At 40.0% G+C, this 23,868-nt stretch carries 24 protein-coding genes; 14 read left to right on the top strand and 10 right to left on the bottom strand.

Annotated elements, in window-relative coordinates; all coding sequences use genetic code 11:
* From argH to prmC, 6 genes are all read right to left on the bottom strand, one after another.
* Nucleotides 1-1,344, bottom strand: coding sequence for an argininosuccinate lyase (gene argH / locus ACYIB7_RS13055; RefSeq protein WP_103982539.1), 1,344 nt, complete (start codon nucleotides 1,342-1,344; stop codon nucleotides 1-3).
* Between the two features lie 12 nt (nucleotides 1,345-1,356).
* Nucleotides 1,357-1,767 (bottom strand): SRPBCC family protein, encoded by a 411-nt coding sequence (locus ACYIB7_RS13050; RefSeq protein WP_099464329.1) that lies wholly within the window; start codon nucleotides 1,765-1,767, stop codon nucleotides 1,357-1,359.
* A 15-nt stretch (nucleotides 1,768-1,782) separates the two neighbouring features.
* Entirely contained in the window at nucleotides 1,783-2,421 is a 639-nt protein-coding gene (gene pyrE, locus ACYIB7_RS13045) for an orotate phosphoribosyltransferase (RefSeq protein ID WP_099464328.1), read from the bottom strand.
* A gap of 92 nt (nucleotides 2,422-2,513) precedes the next feature.
* Nucleotides 2,514-3,110, bottom strand: a complete 597-nt coding sequence (locus ACYIB7_RS13040; protein WP_234999278.1) for a ComF family protein — start codon at nucleotides 3,108-3,110, stop codon at nucleotides 2,514-2,516.
* Between the two features lie 76 nt (nucleotides 3,111-3,186).
* Complete coding sequence (locus ACYIB7_RS13035) at nucleotides 3,187-3,678, bottom strand: regulatory protein RecX (RefSeq protein WP_480337356.1); 492 nt, start codon at nucleotides 3,676-3,678, stop codon at nucleotides 3,187-3,189.
* A complete protein-coding gene (prmC, locus tag ACYIB7_RS13030; protein WP_480337355.1) occupies nucleotides 3,675-4,568 on the bottom strand; it encodes a peptide chain release factor N(5)-glutamine methyltransferase in 894 nt (297 codons plus the stop codon). Before prmC ends, ACYIB7_RS13035 begins: the two co-directional genes overlap by 4 nt.
* A gap of 52 nt (nucleotides 4,569-4,620) precedes the next feature.
* Between prmC and ribD the strand changes: the two genes are divergently transcribed.
* From ribD to ACYIB7_RS12985, 9 genes are all read left to right on the top strand, one after another.
* Complete coding sequence (gene ribD, locus ACYIB7_RS13025; RefSeq protein ID WP_103982543.1) at nucleotides 4,621-5,727, top strand: bifunctional diaminohydroxyphosphoribosylaminopyrimidine deaminase/5-amino-6-(5-phosphoribosylamino)uracil reductase RibD; 1,107 nt, start codon at nucleotides 4,621-4,623, stop codon at nucleotides 5,725-5,727.
* Between the two features lie 101 nt (nucleotides 5,728-5,828).
* Nucleotides 5,829-7,193: a BamI family beta-barrel-assembly machinery protein gene (bamI, locus tag ACYIB7_RS13020; protein WP_234999279.1), complete on the top strand. Its 1,365-nt coding sequence runs from the start codon at nucleotides 5,829-5,831 to the stop codon at nucleotides 7,191-7,193.
* A gap of 80 nt (nucleotides 7,194-7,273) precedes the next feature.
* A complete protein-coding gene (gene porG / locus ACYIB7_RS13015) occupies nucleotides 7,274-7,978 on the top strand; it encodes a type IX secretion system protein PorG (protein ID WP_099464322.1) in 705 nt (234 codons plus the stop codon).
* A 15-nt stretch (nucleotides 7,979-7,993) separates the two neighbouring features.
* Nucleotides 7,994-8,737 (top strand): isoprenyl transferase, encoded by a 744-nt coding sequence (locus ACYIB7_RS13010; protein WP_099464321.1) that lies wholly within the window; start codon nucleotides 7,994-7,996, stop codon nucleotides 8,735-8,737.
* 15 nt (nucleotides 8,738-8,752) lie between these two features.
* Nucleotides 8,753-11,422, top strand: coding sequence for an outer membrane protein assembly factor BamA (gene bamA, locus ACYIB7_RS13005; RefSeq protein WP_103982545.1), 2,670 nt, complete (start codon nucleotides 8,753-8,755; stop codon nucleotides 11,420-11,422).
* 78 nt (nucleotides 11,423-11,500) lie between these two features.
* Nucleotides 11,501-12,016, top strand: a complete 516-nt coding sequence (locus ACYIB7_RS13000; RefSeq protein WP_099464319.1) for an OmpH/Skp family outer membrane protein — start codon at nucleotides 11,501-11,503, stop codon at nucleotides 12,014-12,016.
* Nucleotides 12,017-12,087: 71 nt separating this feature from the next.
* Nucleotides 12,088-12,582: an OmpH/Skp family outer membrane protein gene (locus ACYIB7_RS12995; RefSeq protein ID WP_103982546.1), complete on the top strand. Its 495-nt coding sequence runs from the start codon at nucleotides 12,088-12,090 to the stop codon at nucleotides 12,580-12,582.
* Nucleotides 12,583-12,645: 63 nt separating this feature from the next.
* The gene (gene murI / locus ACYIB7_RS12990) at nucleotides 12,646-13,500 is read left to right on the top strand and encodes a glutamate racemase (RefSeq protein WP_103982547.1); all 855 of its coding nucleotides are present in this window, start codon (nucleotides 12,646-12,648) and stop codon (nucleotides 13,498-13,500) included.
* On the top strand, nucleotides 13,497-14,165 hold the full coding sequence (locus ACYIB7_RS12985; protein WP_480337351.1) for a M15 family metallopeptidase: 669 nt from the start codon (nucleotides 13,497-13,499) through the stop codon (nucleotides 14,163-14,165). Before murI ends, ACYIB7_RS12985 begins: the two co-directional genes overlap by 4 nt.
* On the opposite strand, the gene ACYIB7_RS12980 is transcribed toward ACYIB7_RS12985, so the two are convergent.
* Nucleotides 14,166-14,534, bottom strand: coding sequence for a YccF domain-containing protein (locus ACYIB7_RS12980; protein WP_103982549.1), 369 nt, complete (start codon nucleotides 14,532-14,534; stop codon nucleotides 14,166-14,168).
* Nucleotides 14,531-15,784 (bottom strand): M23 family metallopeptidase, encoded by a 1,254-nt coding sequence (locus tag ACYIB7_RS12975; protein ID WP_480337349.1) that lies wholly within the window; start codon nucleotides 15,782-15,784, stop codon nucleotides 14,531-14,533. The genes ACYIB7_RS12980 and ACYIB7_RS12975 overlap by 4 nt, the downstream gene beginning before the upstream one ends.
* 89 nt (nucleotides 15,785-15,873) lie before the next feature.
* On the opposite strand from ACYIB7_RS12975, the gene ACYIB7_RS12970 reads away from it, so the two are divergent.
* The 3 genes from ACYIB7_RS12970 to ACYIB7_RS12960 all read left to right on the top strand — a co-directional run bounded on the left by ACYIB7_RS12970 (nucleotide 15,874) and on the right by ACYIB7_RS12960 (nucleotide 18,222).
* Entirely contained in the window at nucleotides 15,874-17,250 is a 1,377-nt protein-coding gene (locus ACYIB7_RS12970; RefSeq protein ID WP_480337348.1) for an MATE family efflux transporter, read from the top strand.
* Nucleotides 17,251-17,329: 79 nt separating this feature from the next.
* Nucleotides 17,330-17,755, top strand: a complete 426-nt coding sequence (locus tag ACYIB7_RS12965; protein WP_103982551.1) for an META domain-containing protein — start codon at nucleotides 17,330-17,332, stop codon at nucleotides 17,753-17,755.
* Nucleotides 17,756-17,760: 5 nt separating this feature from the next.
* On the top strand, nucleotides 17,761-18,222 hold the full coding sequence (locus ACYIB7_RS12960; protein ID WP_103982552.1) for an META domain-containing protein: 462 nt from the start codon (nucleotides 17,761-17,763) through the stop codon (nucleotides 18,220-18,222).
* Here ACYIB7_RS12960 and ACYIB7_RS12955 read toward each other — a convergent pair whose 3' ends face one another.
* A complete protein-coding gene (locus ACYIB7_RS12955) occupies nucleotides 18,223-19,434 on the bottom strand; it encodes an exo-beta-N-acetylmuramidase NamZ family protein (RefSeq protein ID WP_480337346.1) in 1,212 nt (403 codons plus the stop codon).
* Nucleotides 19,435-19,737: 303 nt separating this feature from the next.
* On the opposite strand from ACYIB7_RS12955, the gene ACYIB7_RS12950 reads away from it, so the two are divergent.
* Nucleotides 19,738-20,280, top strand: a complete 543-nt coding sequence (locus ACYIB7_RS12950) for an HD domain-containing protein (RefSeq protein ID WP_103982554.1) — start codon at nucleotides 19,738-19,740, stop codon at nucleotides 20,278-20,280.
* A gap of 106 nt (nucleotides 20,281-20,386) precedes the next feature.
* Nucleotides 20,387-23,110 (top strand): putative LPS assembly protein LptD, encoded by a 2,724-nt coding sequence (locus ACYIB7_RS12945; RefSeq protein ID WP_480337344.1) that lies wholly within the window; start codon nucleotides 20,387-20,389, stop codon nucleotides 23,108-23,110.
* 81 nt (nucleotides 23,111-23,191) lie between these two features.
* Here ACYIB7_RS12945 and ACYIB7_RS12940 read toward each other — a convergent pair whose 3' ends face one another.
* Entirely contained in the window at nucleotides 23,192-23,854 is a 663-nt protein-coding gene (locus tag ACYIB7_RS12940) for a uracil-DNA glycosylase (RefSeq protein WP_103982555.1), read from the bottom strand.
* Nucleotides 23,855-23,868: the final 14 nt, after the last annotated feature.

The raw sequence follows: 23,868 nt of genomic DNA, 5'->3' as shown, positions 1-23,868 counted from the left end.
TTATTTTCCTTCTATTAATTTCTTTTCCGCTTCATTCATACGTTCGAAAGAGAAGCCGTCCACTACTTTTTGCATAAGTGCCGAAATGTAATCATTGCATAGATTACCGATACTGCCTTCGTGTGTGTGATGTACTTCTTTGTTCGGAGTAAATTTACCGGCTTCGATGTTTAATCCTACTTGTTTGTATGCATCCCGGAAAGGTACACCTTCCAGTACAAGACGGTTTACTTCTTCCACACTGAATAATAAAGCGTATTTGTCGTCATCAAGGATATGTTCGTTTACTTTTACTTCACGCATCATGTGAGTCACCATACGGAGACAATCTTTTAGTTCGTCAAATGAAGGTAAAAATACCTCTTTGATGATTTGAAGATCACGGAAATATCCGGAGGGAAGATTGTTGCTTATCAACGTAATCTGTTGCGGAAGACCTTGTATTTTGTTGCATTTGGCTCGTGTCAGTTCAAAAACGTCCGGATTTTTTTTATGTGGCATAATACTGGAGCCTGTTGTAAATTGGTCCGGCAGTTTAATAAAACCGAAATTCTGACTGTTGAACATACATGCGTCAAAAGCAAGTTTGGATAAAGTTGCGGCTATACCTGCCATAGCAAAAGCTACTGTTCTCTCCATTTTGCCTCTGCCCATTTGCGCGTATACAACGTTATAATTGAGAGAATCGAAGCCGAGAATATCTGTTGTCATCTGTCGGTTTAGCGGGAAAGATGAACCATATCCGGCTGCAGAGCCTAACGGGTTGCGGTTGCATACCTTGTAAGCTGCCTGCATCAACTGGAGGTCGTCTGCCAGGCTTTCTGCATAAGCTCCAAACCATAAACCGAAAGAGGAGGGCATCGCTACTTGAAGATGGGTATATCCCGGTAATAAAATATTTTTATACCGGTTGCTTTGTTCGATCAGCACATCAAACAGCTTGGTAACAAGTGCAACTAATTCTTGTATCTGTGCTCTTGTGTATAACTTTAGGTCAAGTAATACCTGGTCGTTACGTGAACGTCCGCTGTGGATTTTTTTACCAATGTCCCCTAAACGGCGAGTCAGCATAAGTTCTACCTGGGAATGAACATCCTCTATTCCTTCTTCTATGATAAACTGTCCGCTTTCGGCTACGGTATAAATGTTCCTGAGTTCAGCTAATAGGATATTCAGTTCTTCTTTTGTAAGCAGACCGATACTCTCCAGCATGGTGATGTGTGCCATCGAACCCAATACATCATATTTTGCAAGGTAAAGATCCATTTCGCGGTCTTTACCTACTGTAAAAATGTCCACTTCATGGTCTACCCGGACATTTTTTTCCCAAAGTTTCTGAGACATAATAAAAAGAAATTAATAAGGTAAGGAAGCTATCACTGTTGATATTTTCTCTAAAGCATCCTGTAGGGGTTTTGAAACCATTGGCTTGATAAATGGATTCAATTCAGCGCGGATTGTCATTTTCAACTTTGTGTCGTTTTCTTCAACCTGTTTTAACTGAATCCACAGATTTAACGGAACGGGCGAATTGGTTGTTGTAAATTTAATAGTTTTGTTCGGCTCACGATCCACTATCTGAAATGTAATCTTGCCAACAGGATCGACAGCGAAGCTGCATGAATCGCTGTCGAACTCAAAATTTTTTATCTTATCTTGCGGAATACGATCCTTGATCTTTTCCAGGTTGGAAAGATCGGATAGCATAGCAAAGATGCGATCATCATTATGTGGGATTGTTTTGATCTCACTAACAAATTCGGTCATCAGTACCTCCGTATTTTAGATTTGAGGATTCCAGTTACCCGGATCTTTACGCCAATCCTGGAGAATTGCGATTTCCGATTCGTCAATATAGTCGGTACGTACGGCTTCTTCCAATACGGCATCGTAGTTACTTAATGTTGTCAATGTAACTTTTGCATCTTTGAATGCTTGTACGGCAACAGGAAAACCATAAGTAAAGATAGCAACCATACCGACAACGTCGCAGCCAAAATTCCGTACAGCCTGTACTGCTTTCAAACTGCTGCCGCCTGTAGATACCAGATCTTCTACGATAACTACTTTTGATCCCGGTTTCAATTCTCCTTCAATCAGGTTTTCCAAGCCATGATCTTTGGGTGTAGAACGGATGTATACGAACGGAAGGCCTAGTAAATCTGCAACTAATGCTCCCTGGGCGATAGCTCCTGTAGCCACACCGGCAATAGCATCTGCATTTTCGTACTTTTCGCTGATAGTACGGGCTAATTCTAATTTGATGAAACTTCTGATTTCCGGATAAGACAGTGTCTTTCTGTTATCATTGTAGATCGGAGATTTCCATCCTGATGCCCATGTAAAAGGATTTGCGGGCTGCAATTTGACAGCCTTAATCTTTAATAATCTCTCTGCTACTAATCTTTCCAGTGTTTTCATACAACCTAATAAATGTGTTTATACCAGTTTGCAAATTTAGTTAAACCCTATGACATAACCTTGAATATTGTGTATTAATTTTTTGTTAATATTCAGGCTATGGCAACAGAAAACACACTAATTTGTAAGCCCGGGACAACGTGTAAAGCTTTAATACATCCGCTAATCGTTGACCCCGTGGTTATTACGTCGTCTATCAAAAGAATGTGTTTGCCTTTTAATTCATCTGTATTTTGTACGGCAAAAATGTCTTTTACGTTTATCCATCGGTTATATGTGGTTCTATGGGTCTGGGTATCGGATTCTTTGGTTCGTTGTAATACAGACATGTTGATAGGTGTATTCCAGACGGAACTTAATCCGAGTGCAATCCATTCAGACTGGTTATACCCTCTTTGTTTTTGTTTTCTTGGATGTAGAGGAACGGGGAGAAGTAGTTCTGTTTTACATAACGGACTGTTTACCTTTTGCAGTTCAAGTGCGGCTTGTCTTCCCAGTAAATAACCAAGTTCTTTATTATCGTAATATTTAAGAGAGTGTATGAGTTTTTGTACGTTGCCGCCTTTCCCGTAATATAAAAACGAATAAGCATGGACAATGTTTGGATTATCCATAAATAATTGTTCTGCAGGGTTAAGAGCCTTGATTTTATGGAAATTGGTGCGAGGCAGGTCATATAGGCAATTCAAACATATTTGATTTTCTCCGTCTATAAGGGGCTTTTTGCATAATCTGCATAAATTGGGAAAGAAAAGGTTTAATATGTCATTCAAAATCGTCGGCATAGTTACTCCCTTTAAATAACTGTTGCAAACAAATGACAGCTTCTCTGCTTTCAAAACCTCTTCCGGAAGCAAAACGAAGTAATTTGTTAAATAGTTCGCGCTCGTCTTTTCCTTTTGTTGTTTTCTTTTTATTTTTTAATAAAGAATGAAGTATATCGCGATATTCTTCATCGTCAATATTATTTAAAGCTTCGGCCCGTTTGGAAGCGGAGATTCCTCTCTTTTGTAATTCATAAGCTATTTTGATGCGTCCCCATTTGTTGAAGCGCAGCTTGTCGTTTACAAAACTCCGGCAAAAACGTTCTTCATCAATAAATTTCTCTTTGAGTAAACGATCTATGATGCGTTGTGCTGCTTCGGTTGGTAATCCTGCTGCGTCTATTTTCTTTTTCACATCTTGTATACATCGTTCGGCTGATGAACAATAAGCCGCTGCACGGTGCAGTAATTCAGGTTCGGTTATTTGTTTCATATCTGTGCTTTTATAATCCGGTCTTTACCGTAAAAATCTTTTGTTAGTTCAATGTTTTTATATCCTTCTGTTTTTAGCATTTCTTTTGTTTCCTTTCCGCACCGGGCGTTTATTTCAAAATAAAGGAATCCGTTTGGGGATAACCATTGCTTACCCAGGTGTGCAATGGTTCGATAAAACAGAAGTGGGTCATCGTTTGATACGAATAAGGCAAGGTGGGGTTCGTAGTCCAGTACATTTGCATCCATTTCTGCTTTTTCTTTTTCCATTACATAAGGCGGATTGCTTACAATTATATTAAAGCCCCAATCGGAAGAATTTTGGTTCTCTCTCGAAAGAAATTGAAATTTCTCCCGGAAGGATTCAAAAACAGACGGCGATAAAATGTCGGCTTGAACAAACCGGATTTCTGCTTGTAATTTCTTTGCATTTTGCTTGGCGATGGCTAAAGCATTTTCTGAAATATCTATTGCATACACTTCGGATTGTTTTAGTAGTTTTGCCAATGAGATGGCGATACATCCGCTTCCTGTTCCGATATCAAGTATACGGAGCGGCAGTGCTGTTTTTTGATCTTCCCTTATTTTGTTTACCAACTCGGCTGTTTCCGGCCGGGGTATCAATACCGAAGAGGTTACGTTGAATTCATATCCTGAAAAATCGGCAATACCTAATATATATTGGATAGGTTCCGATTTTTTTAGCCGTTCAACAATCTCCTTGATTTCTGCCTTCTCCTTGTCGGATAATTCATTACCTTTGCCAAGCAAGAGCTGGTAAGGCTGAAGTCCGCAAACACGCTCCATAATCAATCTGGTGAAACCTTTGATTTCGCTCGCAGGATAGTAGTCTTTAAGAGAGTTGTTTATATAGGATACGGTCTCAGTCATGCTTTTTATTTTGGTGCAAAAATAGTGCAAAAACCATTTATATGCAAAGATTATGATAGAGGTTGAAGATAAGTATATGGCGCGTTGCATTGCACTTGCCCGGAACGGGGAAGGCTATACAAGCCCGAATCCTATGGTTGGTGCTGTTATTGTACATAACGGTAAAATTATAGGTGAAGGGTTTCACCGGAAATGTGGGTTGCCTCATGCCGAAGTAAATGCTATTGCTTCGGTAAAGGATGAATCATTGTTGCAGAACGCAACGATGTATGTGAGTCTTGAGCCTTGTTCTCATTATGGGAAAACGCCTCCATGTGCGGAACTCATTACCCGCAAACATATTCCCCGGGTGGTAATAGGATGTCTTGACCCTTTTCCTGAAGTTTCGGGACGAGGAGTTAAGATGTTACGTGAGGCCGGAATAGAAGTCGTAACCGGTGTTTTGGAAAAAGAGGCTTATGAGCTGAATCTTCCGTTTATGACTTCGCAGATTTGTAAACGTCCGTATATTGTATTAAAATGGGCTCAGAGTGCGGATGGATATATGGACCGTATGCGGGCAAATGTATTTGACCCCCCGGTTATTCTATCTTCTTCCGGAACACTGATGCGCGTACACAAACTTCGCTCCGAAGTAGCATCTATTATGGTAGGAACGCGTACTGCCTTATTGGATAATCCTTCGTTAACCGTTCGCTATTGGACTGGTAAGTCTCCGGTACGGGTTGTGTTGGATAGGGATTTATCGATACCTGCCGATTATCATTTGCTGGATGGCTCTGTACTTACGCTTGTATTTACGGAAAAAGAAATGCAGGGCATTCCTAATGTAGAATATGTACGGATTGATTTTTCCCAAGATGTATTGTCCCAGGTATTAAATAATTTATATAAACGTAAAATAGATTCTTTAATGGTTGAAGGCGGCCCTTTCCTTTTGGAACAATTTATTCGTGCCGGCTTATGGGATAAGATTCGTATAGAGACAGCTCCGGTTTCTCTGGGTGGTGGAATAAAAGCTCCGGATGTGACTTGGATGCAGGCCTCGGCTTCGCAGGAAATCATCGGGATGTTTTCTGAAAATCATCGAGGCCATTTTCCGAAATCATCGGGACGTTTTATTACGGAGTATATTCATAAAAGGCCGGATATATTATAAAGACTTGGCACTAAAATATTATAAATATTAGCATGTATTAGGTATAAAGCCAAAAATGTTTCTACTTTTGTGCCTTTATATGCAACAAACTTATGTTTTTGATGAAAAATAAAATAATACTATTTCTAGCAGGATGCTTAGTTTTGTTGATGAATTCCTGCTTGGGGTCGGATGATGTGGAGTATACCATACCCAAAAATTGCCAGATTACTTCTTTTACTCTGAAAAACGATTCGGTACCCGAGCTGTCGAAAGTCGATTTTACAATAGACCAGTTGGACGGACGTATTTTCAATATAGATTCAATGGCTTATGGAACCGAAATTGAAAAAGTTGTTTGTACCGTTAACTTTGCTTCCGGTACGGCTCAGGTTCAGGTTATACAAGAAGCTGTAGGAGATACTATTCCTTGGAATGGAACAGATTCTCTTGACTTTTCCAAACCGGTGAAGTTTATTACCTATTCTTATGACGGACAGTTTTCTAAAACATATTTGGCTCAGGTCAACATTCATCAGGTCGTTCCCGATTCAATGGTTTGGTCTTTGTATGCAGATAAGGTAACCGGTCTGAGCATTGACGAAGAAAAAGTTGTTGCTTTTAATGTGAATAGTTCCGATTATTATTATATGTATGTGAAGCCGGCAACGGATAAAAGCTATAAATTATATCGTTCGGCAGCTTCGGATGCAAAAAAATGGGACGAACTTTCTTTGTCCGGATTGCCTGATAATGAAGTACGTCTTTCTCAGATTACTGAATATGAGGGCGTTCTGTATGCTCCTGGAACAAAAGGTGTTGTTTATCAGTCTGTAGATGGGCAAAATTGGTCTGTGCTGGATAATACACCGGTTGTGAAGTATTTGTTGGGTGGTGTAAAAGAAGGTGGCGTAAGCCAGCCGTCAGCATTAGCTACCATTATTGATAAGGATGGAACATTGAAGTTTGCTGCAATGGATAAATCTCAAAATTGGACGGAAGGAAACATTGTTCCGGTCAATTTCCCTGTTACAGGTTTTGGTTCGGCAACGCATAATATTATGTATAAAGAGCGTTTAACAGTTGCATGTGGTAGAACAAGCAACGGTCAGCTGAGTAATACTGTTTGGGCAACAATGAATGCTACTTCATGGGCTATTCTTTCGGACGAAGGAACAGATGTTTTAGTGCCAAGCGAAGGCACTATGTTATCGCGCTATGATGATAAATTCTTCCTGATAGGAGGAATTGACGCTGCTGGTAAGCCCTCTAAAACAATATATAATTCAATAGATAACGGCGTGACATGGTCTGAAATAGATTCGATGGTTGTGTTGCCCGAATCATATAAGGCCAGAGGCTTTTCTTCAGTATTGGTAGATAAAGAAAAATATATGCTTATTTTCGGCGGAAAAACAAGCAACAATTCGAAAGTGTTGGATGAAATCTGGCGTGGTCGCATAAACCGGCTGGGATTTAAGGACTAGAAAGTTCCTTGGAGAAAAGTATAATTTTATCAGGCTTTTATCGTTAGAAAAGAGATGTAGTATATATAACAGTAAAGCGTATGACTTCTACTTTCTTTCAACGTATATTGATAATTATCCTTTTAACCGGTTCATTTCCTGTACTATATGCTCAGGAATACAAATATGAAATTGGCGGAATGGCAGGCGGAGCCTATTATATGGGGGATGCAAACAAGAATGCCTTTTTTAAAGGCTTGAATCCTGCATTGGGTGCTGTGTTTCGTTATAATGCTAATTTCAGATGGGCTGTAAAAGCCGATTTGTTATGGGGACGTATTTCGGGGAGTACCGCAGGGTTGGATAATGTTTTTCCTGATAATGCGCAGGTTTCTTTCAATCGGAACCTGATAGAATTGGGTGGACAAATGGAGTTCAACTTTTTTCCGTATAGCGATAAGTTTGCTTATGCAAATGCTAAACGGTTTTCGCCTTACGTGTTGTTAGGGCTTGGAATGACGGTTGCCCCAGGTAATGGAAGCACTATGGCCAGTGTAAATGTGCCTTTGGGCGTTGGCGTAAAGTATAAATTAAAGAACCGGATTAATCTGGGATGCGAATTTTCTTTCCGGAAATTGTTTGGCGACAATCTGGAGGGAAATGCAGTTTTGGATAATCCGTATGGAATAAAGAGCAGCTTTTTGAAGAATAAAGATTGGTATTCTTTATTGTTGCTTTCTGTTACATGGGATTTCGGACCTCGTAACAGACCATGTAATAACAAGAACAGTATAAGTGGTTATTAAGATACGAAATAAAAAATGTCGTTGTTTGAAGAAATAGACAGAAAACGCTTGCCACAGCATGTGGCTATTATAATGGATGGAAACGGACGCTGGGCAAAAGCTCAGGGTAAAGACCGTAGTTTCGGTCATCAGGAAGGTGTCGTTTCTGTTCGTAAAATTGTGGAGGCGGCAACTGCTATCGGCTTGAAATATCTGACGGTGTATACCTTTTCTACAGAGAATTGGAATCGTCCGGAACAGGAGGTACAAGCCTTGATGAGTTTGTTAGTATCGGCTATTCACAGGGAAACTCCTGATTTGATGAAAAATAATGTACGTCTGATGGCTATTGGCGATTTATCCCGTTTGCCGGAAGATGCACGTGTAACTTTACAGGAATGTATTGATAAAACTTCAGTTAATACAGGAACCACATTGGTGTTGGCCTTAAGTTATTCTTCCCGTTGGGAAATTGTACAGGCTGTTAAAACGCTTGTTGGAGAAGTGGCAGATAAGAAAATAACCCCCAACGATATAACTGAGGCTGTTGTCTCAGACCATCTAACGACAAAAGGCATCCCCGATCCGGATTTATTGATTCGTACCGGTGGAGAAAAACGCATCAGTAATTTCCTGCTATGGCAGTTGTCGTATGCAGAATTATATTTTACAGATGTGTTCTGGCCTGATTTCAGAGAAGAAGAATTGTATGGAGCTATATTGTATTATCAACAGCGTGAGCGCCGTTTTGGTAAGACAAGTGAGCAATTAATCTTATAAACAATTAGCTGTTATATGTACAAAAGAATAGTGCTGTTTTTTATTTTTCTGGGCTTTGCATGCGGAGCATTTGCTCAGGAAACTGACACTACCCAGGTTGAAAAACCGGCAGAGTTACCGGTTTTTTCTTATTCGTTGCCAAAGAAGTATAAAATTGCAGATATTAAGGTAACGGGCATTAAGAATTATGATGATTTTGTGTTGATCGGTTTCTCCGGATTATCCGTAGGAGATGAAGTTACTATCCCCGGAGATGAAATAACGACAGCCATAAAACGTTTTTGGAGGCATGGATTGTTTTCTGATGTAAAGATATTGGCTACTAAGGTTGAAGGAGACCAGGTGTGGCTGGAAATACAATTAAAGCAACGTCCTCGTATTTCGGAAGTTAATTATCACGGCATTAAGAAAGGGGAAAAACAGGATATTGAAGCTAAACTAGGCTTAAAGAAAGGCTTTCAGGTAACGCCGAACGTGATGGACCGTGCCAAGATATTAATCCAGAAGTTTTTTGATGGTAAAGGATATAAGAACGTGGATGTGGAAATTCTTCAGAAAGATGATATTTCCCATGAAGGTGAAGTTATAGTGGATATATTCATTAATAAGCATGAAAAGACCAAAATTCGTAAAATTCACTTTGATGGGAATAAAGCGTTGACGGATCGCGACTTGAAAAAGGCTATGAAGAAGACGAATGAAAAATTCAACCTTCAGAATGACTGGAAATCCAGTGTCCTTGAGATGTTCAGCACAAAGAAGTTTACAACGGAAGAATACGATAAGGATAAGAAAAATATTATTGATAAATATAATGAACACGGTTATCGTGATGCTGTAATTCTGGAAGACAGTGTTGTGAATTATAATGATAAACGTGTTGATGTTTATATAAAGGTTGACGAAGGTGATAAGTATTACTTGCGGGATATTTCTTTTGTAGGTAATACAAAATATCCTACGGAGCAGTTGAACTTCTTGTTAGGAATGAAGCCCGGCGACGTATATAACCAGAAGAAATTAGGAGAACGTTTGCAAAGTGATGAAGACGCTGTGTCGAACCTGTATTTCAATAACGGTTATTTATTCTTTAACGCCGATCCTGTGGAAGTAGATGTAGATAATGATTCTATCTCTTTGGAAATCCGTATTCAGGAAGGTCCTCAGGCCTCTATTAATAAGATTATAATTAATGGTAACGACCGTTTGTATGAAGATATCGTTCGTCGTGAACTTCGTACTAAACCGGGTATGTTATTCAGTCGTGAAGATTTGATGCGTTCTGTTCGTGAAATTGCACAGATGGGACACTTTGACCCGGAAAACCTGGTTCCGCAACCAATACCGGATGCCGAAAATGGAACTGTGGACATCCAGTATAATCTGGTATCTAAAGCTAATGACCAGATCGAATTCTCTGCCGGTTGGGGACAAACAGGTGTGATCGGTAAATTAAGTTTGAAGTTTACCAATTTCTCTGTAAAGAACTTATTTAATCCTTCTACTTATAAAGGTGTCATACCGCAAGGTGAAGGACAGACTCTGACTCTGAGCGGACAGACCAACGGACGCTATTACCAGGCATATAGTATTTCGTTTATGGATCCCTGGTTTGGCGGTAAACGTCCGAATACGTTATCGTTAAGCGCTTATTTCTCAAGGCAAACCGATATTAGCAGCAGCTATTATAATAATAATTACTATAATAGTTATAATCCATATAATTATTATGGCGGATATGGTGGTTATGGTGGCTATGGATATGGAAATTATGGTTATGGTAATAATTATAACTATGAAGCTGCATTGAACCCGGAAAAATATATCATGATGTTTGGTCTTTCTGCCGGTTATGGTAAGCGTTTAAATTGGCCGGATGATTTCTTCCAGTTCATGGCAACACTGAATTATCAGATGTACAAAATGCATGATTGGGATTACTTCCTTGTAAACAATGGTACATGTCATAACATCAACTTGGAATTGATGTTGCAACGTAACTCTATAGATAACCCGTTGTATACTCGTCGCGGTTCTCAGTTCTCTTTATCAGTGAGTGCAACTCCTCCGTTCTCTTTGTTCGATAATAAGGATTACGGATCATTAAGCGATCAAGACCCGACCAAGTTCCGTTTTATCGAATACCATAAATGGAAATTCAAAGCTAAGATATTCTCTCCGTTAGCTCCGTTGACAGTAAAACGCACACCGGTATTGATGACACGTGTTGAATATGGATTCTTGGGTTCTTATGATAAGAATAAGAGGTCTCCGTTTGAAACATTCTATATGGGCGGTGACGGTATGAGCGGTTATTCAAGTACTTATGCAACTGAAACAATCGGATTGAGAGGATATGAAAACGGAAGTATTGCCGGTAATGGCGGTTATAATTCTTATGGTTATGCTTACTCACGCTTGTCAATGGAATTGCGCTATCCGTTCTTGTTGGAACCTTCATCAACAATCTATGGTTTGGTATTTGCTGAAGCAGGTAATGCCTGGAGAACTTTGAAGGAATTTAATCCGTTTGATCTGAAACGTTCGGCTGGTGTGGGTGTCCGCATCTTCCTTCCGATGATCGGATTGATGGGTATTGACTGGGCATACGGATTTGATACTCCCGACTATTCAAGCAAGCGTGGTGGTAGCAATATCCACTTTATTATTGGACAAGAATTCTAAATTAACGTAATTTAGATTCTATATTATAAACCCTCTGCTATATTTGCAGTCATAAGATGAAACATGAAAGGTAAAAGTATGAAAAAGATAATTGCTTTAAGTTGCTTTATATTCCTTTGCTCTTTTGCGGGAATGGCTCAGAAGTTTGCTTTGATCGATATGGAATATATTCTGAAGAATATACCGGCATACGAAATGACTAACGAGCAGTTAAGCCAGGTTTCAAAGAAATGGCAGAATGAGGTAGAGGCAATCCAACAGGAAGCCCAGAATATGTATAAAACTTATCAGAGCGATTTGGTATTTCTTTCGGCCGAAATGAAAACAAAGCGTGAAGAAGAAATCGTGAAGAAAGAGCAGGAAGCTCAGGATTTGAAACGTAAATATTTTGGACCTGAAGGGGAACTGTATAAAAAACGTGAAAGTCTGATGAAACCTATTCAGGATGAGGTTTATAATGCAGTAAAAGAAATTTCAGAAGATAAGGGGTATCAGTTGGTAATGGATAGAGCTTCAGCTATGAGTATTATTTTTGCATCTCCAAAAATTGATATTAGTAATGAAGTGCTGATAAAATTAGGATATTCAAAATAAATGCTTACATTTGTGCGCTTTAAGCACGGCAAGTAATTGAATTGATTAATAACAAAGTAATATAAAGAAAAATGAAGAAACTTATTGTCTTATTGTTTATGATTCTCCCTCTGGGAGCTATTGCACAGGAAGTGAAAATTGCTTATGTGAATACTCAGGATATATTTTTGGCATTACCTGATGCTGGCGATATGGAAAAGAAAATGGCAGACTTGAATGAAAAATATAAAGGTGAATTGAAGACGATGCAGGATGAATACACAAAGAAGTATTCAGATTTTGTTGCTCAGCAAGATTCATTGACCGAGAATATCAAATTGCGCAGAATGCAGGAAATTGAAGATATCCGCGGACGCATAGATAATTTCATGCAGGTAGCTCAACAGGATATACAGAAGAAACAGGGTGAATTGCTTCAGCCTATCCAGGATAAGATCCAGAAAGCAATCAAAGCTGTAGGTGACGAAAAAGGTTATACTTATATTGTAGACCCTCAGGTATTGCTTTATACAGGAACGAATGCAATTGATGCTACTTCTTTCGTGAAGTCTAAATTAGGTATTTAATATATTATCTGAATAAAAGGAAAGGATGCCCTTCTATAGAAAGGCATCCTTTGTTTATTATAAATGGAAGCAAAGAATAAATACTATTCGCAAAAACCGGGTCCGATCGGTGTATTTGATTCCGGTTATGGTGGCTTGACAATCTTTGATAAGATACGGTCTGTCATGCCGGATTATGATTATATTTATTTGGGCGATAATGCGAGAACACCTTACGGCACTCGTTCTTTTGAGGTAGTTTATCAGTTTACGCGACAAGCTGTAATGAAGTTGTTTGAAGAAGGTTGCCGGCTAGTGATACTGGCTTGTAATACGGCTTCTGCTAAGGCCTTGCGAACTATTCAACAACGTGATTTGCCTGGCTGGGATGCAGAAAGGCGTGTTTTAGGGGTTATTCGTCCTACTGTTGAACTAATGGATACTATTAGCAAGACAAAGCATATAGGGATTTTAGGAACTAACGGGACAATATCGTCCGGTTCCTATACGATGGAAATAGGAAAAATGTTTCCGCATATAAAGGTTACCGGAGAAGCTTGCCCGATGTGGGTCCCTTTGGTGGAAAATAATGAATTTGATTCTCCCGGCGCCGATTATTTTGTAAAGAAACATTTGGAACACGTACTTTCTGCCGATCCTGAAATAGATACTTTGGTTTTGGGCTGCACACATTATCCTTTGTTAATAAATAAAATCGAAGCCAATTTGCCTAAAGGGATAACGCTTTTTTCTCAGGGCGAATATGTCGCAAAGAGTTTACAGGATTATTTAAGACGCCATTCTGAAATGGATGCGAGACTGACGAAAGAGGGTAGAAGCCGTTTCTTAACGACAGAGTCGGCTGAAAAGTTTTCTGAAGCTGCGTCCTTATTTTTGAGTGATACAATCCAAGTGGAACAGATTTCTATTGATCGATGAAATATAGCTGGATTATAGTATTTCTGGTTCGGTTTATTTGTTGTTTTGCCGTACAACAAGGAGACTTGGATAGCTTATTGTCTTCGAAAGGATTGATTAATATCAGAACATTAGATAGTACTATCTGTGTAGAATTGAAGTATGCCCAACAGGATAACTTTATGAATCAGGCTGTATATAAAGGATTATCTCAAGCTTGGTTACGCTTCGAAGCTGCCGGTATGTTGGTAAAAGCCCAAAGGTCATTGAAATTGGAACATCCTGCGTGGACAATTGTAGTGTATGATGCTGCTCGTCCTATGTCCGTCCAGCGTAAAATGTGGAGCTTGGTTAGAGGAACAGATAAAACGAATTATGTGAGTAATCCTGCTAATGGCGGTGGTCTGCATAATTATGGTATGGCTGTAGATGTTACAATACTGGATGAAACAGGCATACCTCTACCTATGGGAAGCCCGTTCGACTATTTCGGCGAAGAAGCACATACTTCCAATGAAGAAGCACTATTGAAGCAAGGTAAAATAAACCAACAAGAATATAATAATCGCCGTTTGCTTCGTCGAGTTATGACGAAAGCCGGTTTCCGCATTATATCCTATGAATGGTGGCACTTTAATGCCTGTTCACGTACAGATGCTCGTAGGCTGTATCCGGTGATAGATTGATCAATGAATGTTTTTTCCAAAAGGTGCTAATGCCAGTGCTGCCAGTTTGAAGTGCTGACGGCCGAAAGGGATTCCGATAATAGTAATACATAACAAAATGCCGAAACCGAGATGCGTCAGACAAATCCAGATGCCGCCTATGAATATCCATATTACATTCATGATCAATGAGAGACAACCTCCGGAATTGCCATTGTCTGTAACCTGGCTACCAAATGGCCACAAAGCCAACATGGACAACTTCAATGTTTGTAATCCGAATGGTATACCTATGATAGTAATCATTAACAGCAGACTGGATATTAAGTATTCTATACTGGTAATAATACCTCCGCAAAGTAACCAGATAATGTTTCCGAGGAATTTCATAAGCCTTTTTGTTTTATAGATGCAAAACTATCTATTTCTGCCAATACTTGTTGCTTTATAATCTTAAAACTGTCTGTTAATTCCGGTTTTATGGGTTTAGACGGGGGAGCATCCATTTGAAGAGGATTGATTGGCTGTCCGTTCTTGTGTACGCGAAAATCGAGATGGGGTCCTGTTGAAAGCCCGGTAGAACCTACATAAGCAACTTCTTGTCCTTGCCTTACATGACTTCCAACCTTAATTCCCGGAGCAAACTTGCTAAGATGCATATAAGTTGTGGTATAAACGGAATTGTGCTTAATCTTTAAGAAGTTCCCTCCTCCTCTCTGATAACCTTTTGCTATAACGGTACCGTCTCCGATACTTTTAACCGGAGTCCCGACAGGAGCGGCGTAGTCTACGCCGTGATGTGCCCTGTATCTTTTTAAGATAGGATGAAAGCGGGCATTGGTAAACCGGGAAGTGATACGGAAGAAATCCAATGGCGCTTTCAAAAATGCTTTTCTGAGGCTGTTTCCCGCTTCATCAAAATATTCAGAGATGCTATCCTGGGTAAATGGAATAGCAACAAAATCTTTTCCCCGGTGAGTAAAGATTGCCCCTTCGACGGATGCTATTTTGAGCGCCGTTGTATCATCGATATAAGCAACGTCATATAATACTTTAAACGAATCCCCTTCCTTTACATCAAAGAAGTCTATCTGCCATGCGTACACATTATTAGACAGCTCCAGTGCAAGAAGCGGATCTGCACCTGAAGCCTTTATCACATTCCAGAGTGAAGAGTTTAAAACGCCTTCTGCATATTTACGTTTCAGGATGATGGGTTTTGAAAATTCGTAAGCGCATATAGTATCATTGGTAAAGTCTATAATAGCATAGTCGGTTAACGACTTGGCAAAGGCAATATAACGTATGGCAGCAACACTATCATTTGTGGTAAAGGTGCAATAATGCATTCCGGCACGTAGTTTGGTTGGGTCTAATACATGCCGGGAAGACTTGCTTATACTATCTGCCTGCAGAGCCGAAAAGCCCAGACCTGAAAAGATTGTAGCCGGATTATCTCCGCTTTTTATCATGTATTCGTTTACATTCAATGAGTCAATACATATTCCGTATTGGTAGATATGTTGCAGACTGTCTATCCATTCACTGTCAACTTTTTCTTCCGTTTGTTTGACATGTGTACAGGAAAGACTGCTTACCAATAAAACCAGTAAGATATAAATAATACTTTGTTTCTTCATACATTCTTTTTAGTATGGCAAATTTAAGGAAAATAATCTAAAGACAGAACTTGTTTTGTACCTTTGCGCCCCGGTAAGAAGATTGTTTTATGAATATACACAGACTATTCCGCCGCCCGGAAGGATTGAAAGGCAAGTTGTTTAAGCTGACCGGCCCTATCTTTTTAGAGACTTTGCTGATACTGACTTTAGGTGTGGTTGATACCTTAATGCTCAGTCAGTATTCTGATAATTCGGTGGCTGCAGTTGGCGTGGTAAACCAATTGCTCAATATGGTTTTTTTACTCTTTAATATTACTACTACAGGAACAGCAGTTATGTGTGCCCTCTATTTCGGGGCGAAGAATAACAAAAGCTTTATTCAGGTAGTAGGAACATCTTTGTTGTTCAATGCGGCGGTTGGCTTAATCATTAGCTTGATACTTACTTGCTTTGGCGGGCGGATGCTTGTAATGATGGATATTCGTCCGGACCTGATGTCTGATGCTTCCATATATATGAAGATCGTAGGTGGTTTTGGCTTCTTTCAGGCAATTACGTTTACCGTATCTACAGTATTGCGTGCAGCCAATAAACCAAACTATTCTATGCAGGTTGCATTAGTAATTAATATACTGAATATTTTAGGAAACTATACATTGATATTCGGTCATTTCGGTTTCCCGGCTTTGGGTGTCGAAGGAGCGGCTATTTCTACTTCTGTTTGTCGCGGTATAGCTATGGTTTTCCTTTTTATCGTGCTGTTTAAGCGATTGATTCACCGGATGCCTTTGGCCTATTTCCGTCCCTTTCCTTTCAGGATGCTGAAAGACGTTCTCAAGATAGGAGCCCCTTCTGCTGTCGAACAAATCTCGTACGATGCGTCACAGGTGGCTATTGTTTACTTTATTAATATGCTGGGTAACGAGATATTGGCGACCAGGGTATATGTGATGAATATTGTTATAGTGGGTTATCTTTTCTCCCTTTCCATAGCTCAGGCAACGGCTGTTTGTACCGGAAATCTGGTGGGGGCCGGAAAGAAGCGTGCTGCTTATACGCTGAGCTGGTATGCGTGGAAACGTTCTTTGTTTATAACTTTTGTTGCAAGTTCGAGTGTTTATCTGCTTGGCCGCCCATTGTTGGGAATATTTACAGAGAACGAAACGATTATAAATGTAGCAATGGGAGTATTGCTGGTTGATATTTTCCTGGAGCAAGGACGTGCTACGGTGTTGATGTTCCTTTTCAACCTGCGCTCGGTGGGAGACGTCATAGTGCCGGTGTTGATAGAATTGGTTTGCATGTGGTTCTTTGCAGTCTTCTGCGGCTATATGTTTGGTATTGTGTTCGGATTGGGTTTGGCCGGCATGTGGGTGGCTTTTGCAATGGACGAAAGTTCACGGGGTATAGTTCTGGCTTTAAGATGGCGTACGCAAAAATGGAAGCGACGAAACTTGATTCGCCACGATGTTAAGGTTGGTTAAATCAAGGGCTGGCTCGGAACATTTTACCTTTTAATACCGTCATATCTTTACGAAGTATATTTTATAAATGATATAAGTTATGAAGAGAATTATTATGTATGCATTGCTGATTCCTATGTTTGTAGGAATAGCTGTTTCTTGTTCGGAAGCTAAAACAGATGCGAAGAAACTGGAAGGTAAATGGAAAGTAGTAGAAGTAAAAGGTAAAAAGATTCTGGAAGAAGGTTTGCCTCAGATGGATTTTAATATGGCGGAAAACAAATTGCATGGTAATGGCGGTTGCAATATTTTTAATACGACCATTGAGTTAGATCCTAACGATGTTTCATCTATAACTATTAAACCGGCGGCAGCTACAATGATGGCTTGTCCGAATATGGAAACCGAAGACGCTGTATTCCAGGCTATGAATGATGTTAAAGCGGTTAAGGCCGGACAGAACGATGAAGAAATGTTGCTGGTTGATGCCAATGGGGATGTATTGTTGGTTTTAGCTAAAAATTAATTTGAATGAAACATTTATTCTATTTAGGTTTGCTCGTAGCAGGTGTAGCTTTATTGGCCGGATGTAAAGCTAAAAAAGCAACTGTTGCATCATACTCGGACTTGGACGGGGAATGGGAGGTCGTTGAATTAAACGGTACAAAGCTGAATCCGGAAGTAACCAACCAGATGCTGGTGATTGATGTGGCACGTAATCATTTGTCCGGAAACGCCGGCTGCAACCGTATTATGGGGCAGATAGAGTATAATGATATGTATAAAAATATCATTAAGTTCCCTCAAGTGGCAACAACACGTATGATGTGCCCTGATATGAGTGGTGAAACCGAATTGTTGCAAGCGCTCAACAAGGTGGTGCGTTTTGAGGCTGTAGGCGAAGAGAAGCCAATTAAAGAAATTGCCTTGTACGGAACCGACAATGGTAAATTGTTGGTGATGAAAAAGAAAAGCAAAGATATCAATGAATAGCTATTTCTTTCTTTTCCCGGTTGGATAATCCGGATATAGCAGATACTTTTTACGTATTTGTTTGTATTTCTCAAGCTCCGGCTGCCAACTATCGCGTATTTCCTGCTCGGATAATCCACGTACTATCTGGAAACGAAGTTTCTTTGTTCCGGCCAATAGGTCGAACCAGTGCGGCCGGGCAAAGAAAAACGCCTGGTCTTTTCCTGCTTTATTATAAAAGTCGAGGAAGAAACTTAATGATAATCCTCCCTGATATGGATATTCACGAAGGTCTACTCCATAACATTCTTTGTTTTTCTGTAATGGATTCTTATCAAAGCCTTCCAGAGGAACGGGCGTAAAGCTGAAGTCTCCGTATTTTTTATCCGGATAACCTATTACCTGAAAAGGATAATAGGTGCCGCGTCCTATGCTGATATTAGTTGCTTCGAAAAAGCATAAAGACGGATATAAACGAATAGCCTGGTCGTTAGGCAGGTTAGGAGATGGTTTTACCGGTAACCAATAAGGATCTCCATGTTTCCAGTTCTCCATTTTTATTATTTTAAGATGGCAAGTATCTGGCGTGCTGTTCAACCAACCTTCACCATTGATCATCCAGGCCAGTTCTCCCACTGTTAAACCGTGCAATAATGGAATAGGATCTACGCCAACGAAAGACTCGAAGCCCTTTTCACGCATTGGCCCGTCTACAAAGTCGTTAGGATTGGGGCGATCCAATACTACGAATTCTTTGTTATTTTCGGCACAGGCTTCCATTACATAATGCATTGTGCTAATGTAAGTATAGAAACGGGCTCCGACATCTTGAATATCGAATACAATAACGTCCAGGTCGCTTAACTGCTCGGCTGTGGGCTTCTTGTTTTTTCCGTAAATGGAAATGATCGGGACTCCGGTTTTAATATCTTTACTGTCGCTGATTTCGGCGCCGGCATCGGCAGTTCCTCTGAAACCATGTTCAGGGGCAAATACTTTTTTTACGTCAATACCGTTTTCCAGCAAAGCGTCCAAAAGATGTTTTTGTTCACTCTCCAGAATAGAAGTTTGGTTGACAACAAGCCCAACCCGTTTGTTTTTTAATAACCGGGTGACGACATCCATGCGTTCGGCACCTAATTTTAATGGGGCTTGTGATAAAGTGGCAGCTTGAATTTCGGGGGACAAACACAGGTAGAACACCCAAAAGGCAAGCCAAATAACAGCTTTCATAAATTTTTCCTCTTTATATATGATGCAAAAATAGCGAATCTTTTCTGTTTTTCCTCGTGTGGTTTTATCCTTTTCTTGCTTAATGTTTATCCTTTTCAATATAAAGATGTAGCCGTTCGCCGTTCGTCGGACAATCGTTCTTGGTACAGCGAACGACTGTCCGACGATCGGTGAACGATCGTCCTGCGGGCGGCGAACGGTTATAGGCTCCCGTTGAAATGTTTAGGCTACAAAGACAAAACAACTACTTCGTCTTATTGTTTAATAAAAATAGTATATTTGCAATTAAGAAATTTGTATGGCATGAATCCATTAGATATAATAAAAAAATATTATCCCTTAGAATCGGAAGCTTTCCGGATATTGGTTACGCATAGCAGAAGTGTGGCTGATAAGGCTTTATCTATTGCCCGAATGCATCCGGAGATGAATTTGGATTTGACTTTTATCGATGAGGCTTCTATGTTGCACGATATTGGTATTTTTAAATGTAATGCTCCGGATATAGCTTGTTATGGCGAGGCCGAATATATATGCCATGGCTATTTGGGTTCCGATTTAATGCGCGAAGAAGGTTTTCCCAGGCATGCCTTGGTTTGCGAGAGGCATACAGGAACAGGGATTTCGTTAAAAATGATAGAGGAACGTAATCTTCCCCTTCCGCAGAGAGACATGCAACCGGTGTCTATGGAAGAGCAGTTAATTTGTTTTGCAGATAAATTTTATAGTAAAACGAAGTTGGAGAAAGAGAAGTCAATAGATAAAGTAAAACAAGGTCTTTCCAAATACGGCGCCGAAACTGTGGGACGCTTTGATTCGTGGTGTAAACTCTTTTTAGGGGAATAAAAACAGTAAGGCTCATTTATTTATTATACATTTGCACGCTGTAACTGAGGAGTAGGACAGGTTACCGGTTATGTCGACACTGGCTCTGCTATCAATTGTTATTTTAATGAAATACAGACTACTAATAATCTTTATACTTTCTTTTTTAGGAGGTACTTCTTTGTATTCTCAGAGAGCGGTAGCTCCGGGGGATAGCATTCCGGGCGCTGTTTCCGAGACGGCGCAACAAGATAGTACCGCCTTGGCAGATTCTACTGCACATAAAAAACAAGGCCTGGATGCTGTGGTAACTTATTCGGCTGCAGACTCTATTGTAATGACGGCAGGTAATTGGGCTTATCTTTTCGGAGACGGAAATGTAAAGTATCAGCAAATAGAACTTACGGCCGAGAATATAGAGATGAATATGGATAGTAGTCTTGTATTTGCCAAATTCGGCTTGGACTCTATTGGCCAGGAGTTTGGCTATCCACTGTTTAAAGATGGGGGAGAAGAGTACGAATCGAAGACGATGCGTTATAATTTCGGTACGAAAAAAGGGTATATTACGGATGTAATTACGCAACAGGGCGAAGGTTATGTAACGGCCGGCCGTACTAAAAAGATGGATAATGATGTGCTTAATATGGTGGGTGGCAAATATACTACCTGCGACGAGCATGAACATCCGCACTTTTATATCCAGATGACAAAAGCTAAAGTTCGTCCGAAAAAGAATATTGTAACCGGACCTGTTTATCTTGTTTTCGAAGACGTTCCGCTATATCCGTTAGGACTTCCGTTTTGTTTCTTCCCATTTTCGACTACCTATTCTTCCGGTATTATCATGCCTACTTTCGGAGATGAAAATGCGCGTGGTTTCTTCTTGCGGGACGGTGGATATTACTTTGCCTTAAGCGATTATATCGATTTGGCATTGACTGGCGAAATTTATACAAAGGGTTCATGGGGATTGGCTGCACGTTCTTCTTACAGGAAAAGGTATCGTTTTTCCGGTAATTTTGATGCTTCTTATCTGGTAACACGTTTGGGTGACAAAGGTTTGCCTGATTATAGTTTGGCAAAAGACTTTAAAATAAGATGGACGCATACGCAAGACCCGAAGGCTAATCCGTACCAGAATTTCTCTGCCAGTGTGAACTTCTCAACCAGTAGCTATGACCGTAATAATACGAATAGCTTGTTTAATATGGATGCTACCCAGAATACGAAAGGTTCCAGTGTCAACTTTACACAGCGATTTCCGAACAATCCGTTTACACTTTCGGCAACAATGAATATTAACCAGCGTTCGAGTGACTCTTCTATTTCTGTAACATTGCCTGATATTTCAGTAACAATGAGCCGTATTTTTCCGTTTAAACGTAAACATGCTGTAGGTGCAGAACGTTGGTATGAGAAGATTTCAATGAGTTATACCGGCTATTTACGAAACAGTATCGATACGAAAGAAAACCTGTTGTTTAAGTCGAATATAATTAAAGACTGGAAGAATGCCATGCAACATCAGATTCCTGTCAGTGCAACATTCTCGGTTCTTAAATATCTAAATATTTCTCCTTCTTTTAATTATACGGAACGTTGGTACACAAGCAAGACGGAGCAGGAGTATGATTTGCAACAGAAGCGCATGGTAGCCCGTGACACGACGTATGGTTTTTACAGGGTATATAATTTTGACGCATCCGTTTCTGCATCAACTACTTTATATGGTTTTTATAAACCATTACCTTTTCTGGGAGATAAGGTGCAGATGATCCGTCATCGCTTTGAACCTTCCGTTAGTTTAAGTATTGCCCCGGATTTTGGTTCTTCCCGTTTTGGTTTCTTCAAGGACTATACGTTTAGGGATGAATATGGCCAGAATCAGACGGTAACTTATTCTCCTTTTGACGGACAAATGTTTGGTGTGCCATCCAGAGGGAAACAGGGACTTGTTAGTTTCTCTGTCAATAATAACATAGAAATGAAAATCCGTACGGATAAAGATTCGACGGGAGTTAGAAAGATAAGTCTCATAGACAAGTTGTCTTTAGGCATGAATTATAATATGGCGGCAGACTCGTTTAAATGGAGTGACCTGACTGTAGGATTGCGTCTGAAATTCTCTAAAAGCTATACATTGAACCTGAACATGGTGTTTGATACATATACTTATGGTTACGATGAAACGACCGGCAGGCCTTATAAGATAGATAAAATGCGTTGGAGCTCGGGTAAAGGAATAGGCCGTTTACGTACGACGGGGACGAGTTTCTCTTATACGTTTAATAATGAAACATTCAACAAATTGTTTGGGGGAGGAAAAAGTAAATCGGATAGCCAGAACAATTCATCCGGTACCGGAACCGAGGACGGCTTGAATCCTGAAGAAGATGGAACATCGGAAGACGGACAAAAGAGTGGCGGACGTTTACTTGGAAAAAAGAAAGAAGCCGGAGAAACGGATGCGGACGGATATTTGGTATCTAAAATACCTTGGAGCCTTTCGTTTAACTATGGTTTGAATCTAAATTACGGGACGTTTAATCCTAAGAAGATGGAATATAACTATAAACTGACTCATTCGCTTAGTTTTAATGGAAATATTCAGCCAACAAAGAATTGGCGTTTTAATTTTAATGCAACCTATGACTTCGATACAAAGAAGATATCATATATGACTTGCAATATTACGCGCGATTTGCACTGTTGGCAAATGACAGCCAGTTTTATACCGGTTGGCCCGTATAAATCTTATTCGTTCTCTATTGCTGTAAGTTCTTCTTTACTGAAAGATTTGAAATTGGATAAGAGAAGCAACTATCGTGACGGACAACAATGGTACTAAATAAAACATTGAGGACTGAAAATTAAATACCGTTAGCCGGTTTAATTTTCAGTCCTCAATGTTTTATCTCCGTTTTGCTTCTTACCAGTCTATCGGTTCTTGTCCGGTTGCAATTAAATAATCATTTGTTTTGCTGAAATGTTTGTTGCCAAAAAATCCACGGAATGCAGATAGTGGAGACGGGTGGGCGGATTTAAGGATAAGATTGCGTGACGAATCTATAAATGCCCCTTTACGCTGGGCGTAAGAACCCCAAAGGATATAAACAATATGGCTGCGTTCGGTGGCCAGGCTATGTATGACTGCATCTGTAAATGCTTCCCAGCCTTTGTTTTGATGGGAACCTGCCTGGTGTGCACGAACCGTTAAAGTTGCGTTTAGCAAAAGAACGCCTTGATCTGCCCATCGTAGTAAATTACCGTTTGTTGGTATCGATTTACCCAGGTCGTCTTGTATCTCTTTGAATATGTTAATGAGTGATGGAGGAAATGGGGTTCCGTCCTGCACAGAAAAGCATAATCCGTGTGCTTGTCCGGGCTCATGGTAAGGATCCTGACCAAGAATTACGACTTTCACTTTGTCGAACGGACAATGCTCAAATGCGTTAAAAATATATGGTCCCGGAGGATAGACAGTTGTTTGTTTGTATTCCGCCTTTACGAAATTGATTAGTTGTTCGAAATAGTCTTTTTCAAATTCGGGCGCTAAGCGCTCTTTCCAACTTTGTTCTATTTTTACATCCATGGCTTTATAAGTTG

This window comes from Parabacteroides sp. KHUB-03 (genome assembly GCF_056640975.1).
The sequence above is the reverse complement of the archived record's forward strand: the minus strand, read 5'-3'. Positions and strand labels throughout refer to the sequence as shown.

What these genes read in the sequence shown, in the direction of transcription:
- bamI (WP_234999279.1), top strand. Translation starts at nt 5,829, where the DNA reads ATGAAAAATAAAATAATACTATTTCTAGCAGGATGCTTAGTTTTGTTG.
- prmC (WP_480337355.1), bottom strand. Translation starts at nt 4,568, where the DNA reads ATGACTGAGACCGTATCCTATATAAACAACTCTCTTAAAGACTACTAT.
- ACYIB7_RS13010 (WP_099464321.1), top strand. Translation starts at nt 7,994, where the DNA reads ATGTCGTTGTTTGAAGAAATAGACAGAAAACGCTTGCCACAGCATGTG.
- ACYIB7_RS12960 (WP_103982552.1), top strand. Translation starts at nt 17,761, where the DNA reads ATGAAACATTTATTCTATTTAGGTTTGCTCGTAGCAGGTGTAGCTTTA.
- ACYIB7_RS13035 (WP_480337356.1), bottom strand. Translation starts at nt 3,678, where the DNA reads ATGAAACAAATAACCGAACCTGAATTACTGCACCGTGCAGCGGCTTAT.
- ACYIB7_RS13050 (WP_099464329.1), bottom strand. Translation starts at nt 1,767, where the DNA reads ATGACCGAATTTGTTAGTGAGATCAAAACAATCCCACATAATGATGAT.
- ACYIB7_RS12955 (WP_480337346.1), bottom strand. Translation starts at nt 19,434, where the DNA reads ATGAAAGCTGTTATTTGGCTTGCCTTTTGGGTGTTCTACCTGTGTTTG.
- bamA (WP_103982545.1), top strand. Translation starts at nt 8,753, where the DNA reads ATGTACAAAAGAATAGTGCTGTTTTTTATTTTTCTGGGCTTTGCATGC.
- ACYIB7_RS12980 (WP_103982549.1), bottom strand. Translation starts at nt 14,534, where the DNA reads ATGAAATTCCTCGGAAACATTATCTGGTTACTTTGCGGAGGTATTATT.
- ACYIB7_RS12945 (WP_480337344.1), top strand. Translation starts at nt 20,387, where the DNA reads ATGAAATACAGACTACTAATAATCTTTATACTTTCTTTTTTAGGAGGT.
- ACYIB7_RS12995 (WP_103982546.1), top strand. Translation starts at nt 12,088, where the DNA reads ATGAAGAAACTTATTGTCTTATTGTTTATGATTCTCCCTCTGGGAGCT.
- ACYIB7_RS12965 (WP_103982551.1), top strand. Translation starts at nt 17,330, where the DNA reads ATGAAGAGAATTATTATGTATGCATTGCTGATTCCTATGTTTGTAGGA.
- ACYIB7_RS12975 (WP_480337349.1), bottom strand. Translation starts at nt 15,784, where the DNA reads ATGAAGAAACAAAGTATTATTTATATCTTACTGGTTTTATTGGTAAGC.
- ACYIB7_RS13000 (WP_099464319.1), top strand. Translation starts at nt 11,501, where the DNA reads ATGAAAAAGATAATTGCTTTAAGTTGCTTTATATTCCTTTGCTCTTTT.
- ACYIB7_RS12970 (WP_480337348.1), top strand. Translation starts at nt 15,874, where the DNA reads ATGAATATACACAGACTATTCCGCCGCCCGGAAGGATTGAAAGGCAAG.
- pyrE (WP_099464328.1), bottom strand. Translation starts at nt 2,421, where the DNA reads ATGAAAACACTGGAAAGATTAGTAGCAGAGAGATTATTAAAGATTAAG.
- ACYIB7_RS12940 (WP_103982555.1), bottom strand. Translation starts at nt 23,854, where the DNA reads ATGGATGTAAAAATAGAACAAAGTTGGAAAGAGCGCTTAGCGCCCGAA.
- argH (WP_103982539.1), bottom strand. Translation starts at nt 1,344, where the DNA reads ATGTCTCAGAAACTTTGGGAAAAAAATGTCCGGGTAGACCATGAAGTG.
- murI (WP_103982547.1), top strand. Translation starts at nt 12,646, where the DNA reads ATGGAAGCAAAGAATAAATACTATTCGCAAAAACCGGGTCCGATCGGT.
- ACYIB7_RS12950 (WP_103982554.1), top strand. Translation starts at nt 19,738, where the DNA reads ATGAATCCATTAGATATAATAAAAAAATATTATCCCTTAGAATCGGAA.
- ribD (WP_103982543.1), top strand. Translation starts at nt 4,621, where the DNA reads ATGATAGAGGTTGAAGATAAGTATATGGCGCGTTGCATTGCACTTGCC.
- ACYIB7_RS12985 (WP_480337351.1), top strand. Translation starts at nt 13,497, where the DNA reads ATGAAATATAGCTGGATTATAGTATTTCTGGTTCGGTTTATTTGTTGT.
- porG (WP_099464322.1), top strand. Translation starts at nt 7,274, where the DNA reads ATGACTTCTACTTTCTTTCAACGTATATTGATAATTATCCTTTTAACC.